This window comes from Actinoplanes sp. NPDC051633, from assembly GCF_040681735.1.
Taxonomy (GTDB): domain Bacteria; phylum Actinomycetota; class Actinomycetes; order Mycobacteriales; family Micromonosporaceae; genus Actinoplanes.
The window spans coordinates 1-7303 of record NZ_JBFAZH010000308.1; the positions used below are offsets into that span (position 1 = coordinate 1).

Annotated in this window: 7 protein-coding genes; 4 read left to right on the forward strand and 3 right to left on the reverse strand. The window is 71.5% G+C overall.

Annotated elements, in window-relative coordinates:
* A partial coding sequence (locus AB0M20_RS18645; RefSeq protein ID WP_364299662.1) for an ROK family protein occupies positions 1–537 on the reverse strand: 537 nt, incomplete at its 3' end.
* Positions 534–1448, reverse strand: coding sequence for a sugar isomerase (locus AB0M20_RS18650; protein ID WP_364299664.1), 915 nt, complete (start codon positions 1446–1448; stop codon positions 534–536). The genes AB0M20_RS18650 and AB0M20_RS18645, both read right to left, overlap by 4 nt.
* Before the next feature lie 191 nt (positions 1449–1639).
* Between AB0M20_RS18650 and AB0M20_RS18655 the strand changes: the two genes are divergently transcribed.
* Genes AB0M20_RS18655 through AB0M20_RS18670 form a run of 4 tightly spaced genes read left to right on the forward strand, consistent with a single transcriptional unit; the run spans position 1640 to position 4815 of the window.
* The gene (locus AB0M20_RS18655) at positions 1640–2425 is read left to right on the forward strand and encodes a DeoR/GlpR family DNA-binding transcription regulator (RefSeq protein ID WP_364299666.1); all 786 of its coding nucleotides are present in this window, start codon (positions 1640–1642) and stop codon (positions 2423–2425) included.
* 45 nt (positions 2426–2470) lie between these two features.
* A complete protein-coding gene (locus AB0M20_RS18660; protein ID WP_364299668.1) occupies positions 2471–3472 on the forward strand; it encodes an ATP-binding cassette domain-containing protein in 1002 nt (333 codons plus the stop codon).
* Positions 3469–4479 (forward strand): ABC transporter permease subunit, encoded by a 1011-nt coding sequence (locus AB0M20_RS18665; protein ID WP_364299670.1) that lies wholly within the window; start codon positions 3469–3471, stop codon positions 4477–4479. Before AB0M20_RS18660 ends, AB0M20_RS18665 begins: the two co-directional genes overlap by 4 nt.
* Positions 4480–4533: 54 nt before the next feature.
* Positions 4534–4815 carry a DUF3263 domain-containing protein gene (locus AB0M20_RS18670; protein ID WP_364299672.1) on the forward strand — a complete coding sequence of 94 codons (282 nt, stop codon included), beginning with the start codon at positions 4534–4536 and terminating at the stop codon, positions 4813–4815.
* An 83-nt stretch (positions 4816–4898) separates the two neighbouring features.
* Here the strand turns inward: AB0M20_RS18670 and AB0M20_RS18675 are convergent, their stop codons facing one another.
* Entirely contained in the window at positions 4899–7130 is a 2232-nt protein-coding gene (locus AB0M20_RS18675) for an AAA family ATPase (RefSeq protein ID WP_364299674.1), read from the reverse strand.
* Between the last annotated feature and the right edge of the window lie 173 nt (positions 7131–7303).

Consider the following 7303-nt stretch of genomic DNA (forward strand, 5'->3'; position numbering starts at 1 on the left):
CCCGCACGGGCAGGGCGGGCCGCCCGGCCGCACGATCACGTGGCCCACCTCGCCGGCCGCGCCGTGCGCCCCGGAGAAGGCGTGCCCGTGCACGATGTGCGCGGCGGCGATGCCGGTGCCGATCGCGATGAACAGCACATGCGGCTCGCCCCGGCCGGCGCCCAGTCGCGCCTCGGCCGTTCCGCCGGCGCGCACATCGTGGCCCAGCGCGGCCTGCAGGCCCAGCCGATCGGCGATCAGCGCGCGGATCGGCACGTCGCGGAAGCCCACGTTGGACGACCAGACCGCGACGCCGTTCGCCTCGTCGACGATGCCGGGCACGACGAGCCCGACCGCTCGGGGTTCCAGGCCGTCGGCCCGCGCCTTCCCGACCAGGCCGGCGGCGATCTCCAGGATGTGCTCGGTGACCGCCTGCGGGCCGCGCTCGGCGCCGGTGGGGTGCCGCTCGGTGTGGTGGACGGTGCCGTCCGGCCGGACGAGGGCACATTTCATGCCCGTGCCGCCGACATCGATCGCGATGACGACGGGCTCGCTCATGCCAGAACGACGCTACGGGTCAGGTTGCGCGGATGATCCGGATCCAGCCCCTGCGCGGCGGCCAGGGCGATCGCCATGCGCTGGGCCACGATCAGGTCGGCCATCGGGTCGAGCGGGGAGCGCCCGCCGCACCAGCGCCCGATCGCGCCGTAGCCGCCGTGGTGGCGGGCGTGCACGAACGCGGCGCCGGTCGCCTCGACGTCGTCGGTGAGATGCGGGGGCACGTCGCCGAACGCCCACACCACGCGGCCCGGCGCGGCGATCGAGATCGGACCGTGGCGATAGTCCATGGCCGGATAGGACTCGGTCCACAGCATCGCGGCCTCGCGGCACTTGAGCGCGGCCTCGTTCGCCAGGCCGACGGTCCAGCCGCGGCCCAGGAAGGTGATCTGGGTGGTGTCGGTGCGCACCGGTAGCGGGAGCCGGACGGCCACCTCGGCGTCGCAGGCCACCGGCGCGATGTCCTCGCCCAGCGTGGCCCGCAGCAGGGCCAGCACGCTGGTGGCGAACCGGGTCTGCACCACCGACTGCTCGTCGGCGAAGTCGAGCACCACGGCGTCGCCGGCCAAGGACACGGCCGGCTGGGCCGGATCGGCGGTGAGCACCGTGGTCGGGCTCGTGCAGGCGCCGAGCAGGTCGAGCACCTCGGTCGTGGTGCCGGAGCGGGTGATCGCGACGACCCGGTCGTAGCGCCGGCGATGAGGGAACTCGGACGCCTGGAACGCGTCGGTCTCGCCCTGGCCGGACTGCTCGCGCAGCGACGCGTACGCCTGACCCATGAACCACGACGTGCCGCACCCGACCACCGCGACCCGCTCGCCGGGGCGCGGCAGGCCCGGCGACGACGACAGCGTGGCGGCTCGCTCCCAGCACTCGGGCTGACTGGCGATCTCGGACTCGACGTGCGTCATGGAGCATCCTTCGCGGCGTCGTGCTGCGCATATGCGCTCGGATCAGTGCTCTTTCGAGCGCCATTCTGCGTGGACGCCCGCCGGGTCCGCAACAGTCCGGTTACGTTCGCGCAGCCTTGATCTTTGCTCAGCGGCTTTTCGAGCACTAACGTGCACACTCTTATCACGCAGTGTGCTCGAAGGGAGGGCTGGTGGACCGGTACGCGCGGTGGAATGCCCTGCTCGAGTTACTCGCCGAGAGCGGACGGGTGACCGTCGAGGACGCCGCGGCCCGCCTGGACGTCTCGCAGGCCACCATCCGGCGCGATTTCGACCAGCTCGCCCAGCAGCAGATGATCACGCGTACCCGCGGTGGTGCCGTTGCCAACGGCGTCTCCTACGACCTTCCGCTGCGCTACAAGAGCGCCAAGCACTCGGCCGAGAAGCAGCGCATCGGCGAGGCGGCGGCGCGACTGGTCAGCCCCGGCACGGTGGTCGGCCTCAACGGCGGCACCACGATGACCGAGGTGGCCCGCGCGCTCGCGGTGCGCCCCGACCTGAACACCAGCGGCGAGGGCGCCCAGCTCACCATCGTCACCAACGCGTTGAACATCGCCAACGAGCTGCTGGTCCGCTCGCGGATGAAGATCGTGGTGGCCGGCGGCGTGGTGCGGCCGCAGTCCTTCGAGCTGGTCGGGCCGCTGGGCGGCGCGCTGCTCAAGGAGGTCACGCTGGACGTCGTGCTGCTCGGGGTGGACGCGCTGGACGTGGAGCTGGGCGCCGCCGCGCACCACGAGGGCGAGGCCGCGATGAACAGCCTGATGGTGACCCGGGCCAGGCGGGTCGTGGTGATCTCGGACTCGTCGAAGCTCGGCGGGCACGCCTTCGCCCGGATCTGCCCGATCAGCAAGGTCGAGGTGCTCGTAACAGACTCGGGCGCTCCGGAGGCGCAGATCGCTCGATTTCGCGACGCCGGGGTACAGGTCATCGTGGCGTGACCCGATCGGTGCCCATTGGTGGCTCTCGTTCTCTAGAGTCGCGGCGTGACTCCCGTACTCGAGATCTCCGGTCTGCAGAAGACCTACAAGAGCCGTAAGGGTGTGCGGCGCGCGCTCGACGGCTTCGACATGGTCGTGGAGACCGGGCAGGTGCACGGCTTCCTGGGGCCGAACGGCTCCGGCAAGACGACCACGCTGCGTACGCTGCTCGGGCTGATCAAGCCGAACGGCGGCCGGATGGCGATCCTGGGGCGGGAGCTGCCCGAGCACCTCCCGGAGGTGGCCGGTCAGGTCGGCGCGATCGTGGAGAGCCCGCAGTTCTTCGGCAACTTCACCGCGTGGGACACGCTGTCGCTGCTGGCCGACGCGGGCGGCGTGCAGGAGAACAGGGTGCCCGCGGTGCTCGAGGTGGTCGGTCTGCGCGACCGCGCCAAGGACCGGGTCAAGACCTATTCGCTCGGCATGAAGCAGCGCCTCGCCGTGGCCTCAGCGCTGCTCAAGGAGCCGAGGCTGCTGATCCTCGACGAGCCGGCGAACGGCCTGGATCCCGGCGGCATCCGCGAGATGCGATCGCTGATGCGCACCCTGTCCGAGGCGGGCATGACCGTGCTGCTGTCCAGCCACATCCTCGGCGAGATCCAGCTCATCTGCGACTCGGTCACGATCATCTCGGCCGGTCGGCGGGTCGCTGCCGGCTCGGTCGCCGACGTGCTCGCCCAGAACCGGTCCACCACCATCCGGGTCCGCGTCGAGCCCGGCATCGACCTGCTCGCCGTCGCCGAGCTGCTGCGCTCGGCGGGCGCCCCGCAGGTCACGCTCGAGGAGGAGCACCTGATGGTCGCCGGTGTGGACCGTCCGGCCTGGATCACGTACGTGCTCGCCCAGCACGGCGTGTGGGTGGCCGAGCTGTCGCCGATCACCGCCGACCTGGAGAGCGTCTTCCTCTCGCTGACCGGAACCGCTCCGGTCGAGGGAGCCAACCGGCAGGTCGATCAGAGCGCGCTCGCACCGCCGAAGGTGTCGGCCGAAGGGGGTTGGGGACAGTGAGCCTTGCTCGCGCGGAGGTCCGGCGGCTGACCAAGCGCCGCTTCACCCGATGGCTGGTGATCGGCACCCTGGTGCTGCTGGCACTGATCGCCGGCGGCACGTTCCTGAGCAACGAGTCGGTCGGCCCGACGCAGCTGGCCGAGGCGCGGGCCGAGGCGGACCGGCAATATCAGCAGGCCACGGTGTCCGCACAGGCGGAGATGCAGAGGTGTCTGGCCGCGCCCGGCACGGCGGACGCGGGGAACTACCCGCCCGACTGCTCGCAGATGTACCAGCCGACACCGGAGGACTTCCGGCCCGAGTACTACATGGCGTCCACCTTCACGTTCAAGGAGAAGTTCGGCGACGTGCTGGGCGCGTTCGTGGCCATCTTCGCGCTGATGGGCTTCGTGATCGGCGCGTCCTACGTGGGCGCCGAGTGGGCCAGCGGCGGGATGATGAACCTGCTGCTCTGGCGGCCCAAGCGGCTGCAGGTGCTGGGCACCAAGCTCGGGGTGCTGCTGGCCTCGATGGCCGCGCTGAGTGTGGTCGGCATGGCCGCCTGGACCGGCATCTTCCTGCTGATCGCGAAGCTGCGGGGCAACACCGAGGGGATGACCTCGGGCACGTGGCAGTCGATCGCGCTGACCGAGCTGCGTGGCCTCGTGGTGATCCTGGTGGCGACGGCGATCGGTTTCGGGCTCGCCTCGATCGGCCGGCACACCGCGCTGGCGCTGGGCGTCGCGGCCGGTGTGGTGGTGATCCTCCAGTTCGGCCTGTACCTGGTGCTCTCGCTGGCGAAGGTGCCGTTCGCCGAGGCGGTGCTGCTGCCGATCTGGGCGATCGCGTGGATGGAGAAGGAGGTCAAGCTGGAGAACTACAACTCCTGCGACTTCTCCGCCACCCAAGGCTGTCAGCCGGAAACCATCACGCTCACCTGGCCGGCCGCCGGCGGTCTGCTGACGATCCTTTTCGTGCTCGTAGTGGGTGCGGCTTTGTGGACTATGCGTAGTCGTGACGTCGCCTGAGGTAATGTCACATCCAGGCCATACGATGCTTCCCGATCACCCTTCAGGAGCACCATGCAGCCCGCCGAACCCCAGCCGTCCGAGTTGGACGTCTCCATCCCGCACCAGCGCCTGAGCGACCGCGACAAGCAGATCCTCGCCTTCGAGGCGAAGTGGTGGAAGCACGCGGGCAGCAAGGAGCAGGCCATCCGCGACTCGTTCGGGTTGTCCTCGACCCGTTATTACCAGCTGCTCAACGCGCTGCTGGACAATCCGGACGCCCTCGCCGAGGACCCGATGCTGATCGGCCGGCTACGCCGCCTGCGGTCCACCCGCGCACGGACGCGGGGCCGCTAGAAACGCCGGGCCGCTAGAAACTAAGTGGTAGCCCACGAGCCTTTCCCACGCTCGGAAAGGCCCTTGGGCTACCACTTCCGCTGTCAGCCCGGGGCGTGACTGTCCGCGAAGGCGGCGAGCCATGCGACCTGCGCCGGGTCCAGTGAGGCGCGCACCCGCTTGCGTGCCGCGATCACGTGTTCCGCGGTGACCGTGGTCGCCTCCAGCGACTCGCGCATCGCGGCGAGCGCCGACTCGCGGATCAGCGCCGCGCAGTCGGCGCCCGAGAAGCCGTCGAGCTCGAGGCCCAGCGCGTCCAGGTCGACCGCGTCGTCGAGCGGCACCGACCGCGCCGTCGCCTTGAGGATCGCCGCGCGCGCCTCGCCGTCCGGCGGCGGCACGTAGACCAGACGCTCCAGCCGCCCGGGACGCAGCAGGGCCGAGTCGATCAGGTCGGGCCGGTTGGTCGCGCCGATCACCACGACGTTGCGCAGATCCTCGACGCCGTCCAGCTCGGTGAGCAGCGCGGCCACGACGCGGTCGGTGGTGCCGCCGTCGGTGCCCTGCCCACGCTGCGGGGCGAGCGCGTCCACCTCGTCCAGGAAGACCAGCGTCGGCGCCGACTCGCGGGCCCGCCGGAAGAGCTCACGCACCGCCTTCTCGCTGTCACCGACCCACTTGCTGAGCAGCTCGGCGCCCTTCACCGACAGCACGTTGGCCTTCCCGGTGCCGGCCATCGCCTTGACCAGGTAGGTCTTGCCGCAGCCGGGCGGGCCGTAGAGCAGCACGCCGCGCGGCGGGGACACGCCCAGCCGGGCGAACGTGTCCGGATAGGTCAGCGGCCACAGCACCGACTCGGTGAGCGTCTCCTTGACCTCGGCCATGTCGCCGACGTCGTCGAGCGTCACGGCCGCGACCTCGAGCGTCGAGTCGGCCATCGAGGTCGGCCGCACCACGTCCAGCGCCCCCTCGAAGTCGGCCATCGCGACCGTCGGCGACTCGGCGTCCTTCTGCCGCAGGGCGGCGCGCACCCCGGCCTCGCGGGCGAGCGCGCCGAGGTCGGCGGCGACGAAGCCGGGGGTACGCGCGGCGACGTCGTCCAGCCGCACGTCCTCGGCCAGCGGCATGCCCCGGGTGAGCACCCCGAGCTGCTCGCGGCGCATGGCCTGATCCGGCAGCGCCACCGCGAGCTGCACCGCCAGCAGATCGGGCGAGCGCAGCTCGGGGTCGACCGCCTCGGGCCGGCTGGTCGTGCAGACCACCGCCACGCCGGATCTCACCGTCTCGGCCAGCACCTGCCGGAACACCGTCGCGATCGGACCGGGCTCGTCGCGCGGCGCCAGCGCCTCGACGTCCGCGATCAGCAGCACCGCGGGCCCGTCGCCGCCCCGGGTGTCCCGGGCGGTGTTCCGCAACCGCTCCGCGGCCGCGTTGTTGGTGAGCGCGGCCAGCTCCGGCGCCCAGATCGCGAACACCCGCGCACCGACCCCGGCCGCGACCGCGCGCACCAGCGCCGACTTGCCCGAGCCCGCGGGACCGGAGATCAACACGCCCAGCGACACCGTCGTGCCCAGCCGGCCCAGCACCTCACGGTGGTTGAAGCCGAGGTCGAGCAGCTCGGTCAGCTCCTTGGCCTGGGCCCGCAGCCCGGGCAGGTCGTCGATGCTCGGCGGCGGCACCTCGGGATCGGTACTGGCCGGCCGTCCTGTCTGCCGCGAAGCCGCCGGCGCGGTGCCGGGCGCGGCGAACTGGCCGTCCTCCCAGCCCACGACGGTGTCCATGGTGACCAGCGCCGCGTCCGCGGTGCCGGCCGCCTCGGTGGTGTCCACCTCGAGCACCTTGAGCAGCGTGGACGTCCACGCGTAGCCCACCCGGTTGGACAGGCTGCGGCGGGCGGCCTCGACCAGGTCGCGGTGACTCGCCTCGGGCAGCACGTCCTGCGGCAGCAGGGACACGTCGTCGCCGGCGCTGATCACCTTGCCCAGCAGGGCCAGCCGCAGCATCTCGGGCGACACCACGGCGACGATCTCGGCCGGGCCGCGCAGCGTCACCCGGCGCGCCTCGACCACCGGGATCGGGGTGACCGTCACCTGGCCGCCGTCCCTGGTGCCCAGGTTGCCGAGCGTGAGGTCGTCGGCGTAGAGCAGCCCGCGGCTCGCCCCGGCCTCCGCGCGGGCCGCGATGCCGGCCGTCGTGCGGGTGCCGGCCAGCCGCAGCGGGTCGCCGGGATTGATCGCGAGCGCGGCCATGACCTCGGGATGCAGCCGGACGATGCCGCGGCGGGCGTCGAGGGCCGCCGACCGCAGGGTCACGGTCAGCGTCAGATCGTCTGGCACCGGGGAAGCCTCCGTTTGACGCAGGGACTAGCGTGTCCAAACTATCGCTGTACTGCTTCCGGCACCTGGTCCGATGGACGGTGCGGAGAACCAAAAAGAAAGTCGAAGGCATGTTGATCAGGCGCTTGGGACCGGTCGCTGTGATCGCCGTTACCTTGGTGCTGGCCACCGGC

Coding starts and splice junctions, on each gene's coding strand:
- AB0M20_RS18650 (WP_364299664.1), bottom strand. CDS start 1,448: ATGACGCACGTCGAGTCCGAGATCGCCAGTCAGCCCGAGTGCTGGGAG.
- AB0M20_RS18670 (WP_364299672.1), top strand. CDS start 4,534: ATGCAGCCCGCCGAACCCCAGCCGTCCGAGTTGGACGTCTCCATCCCG.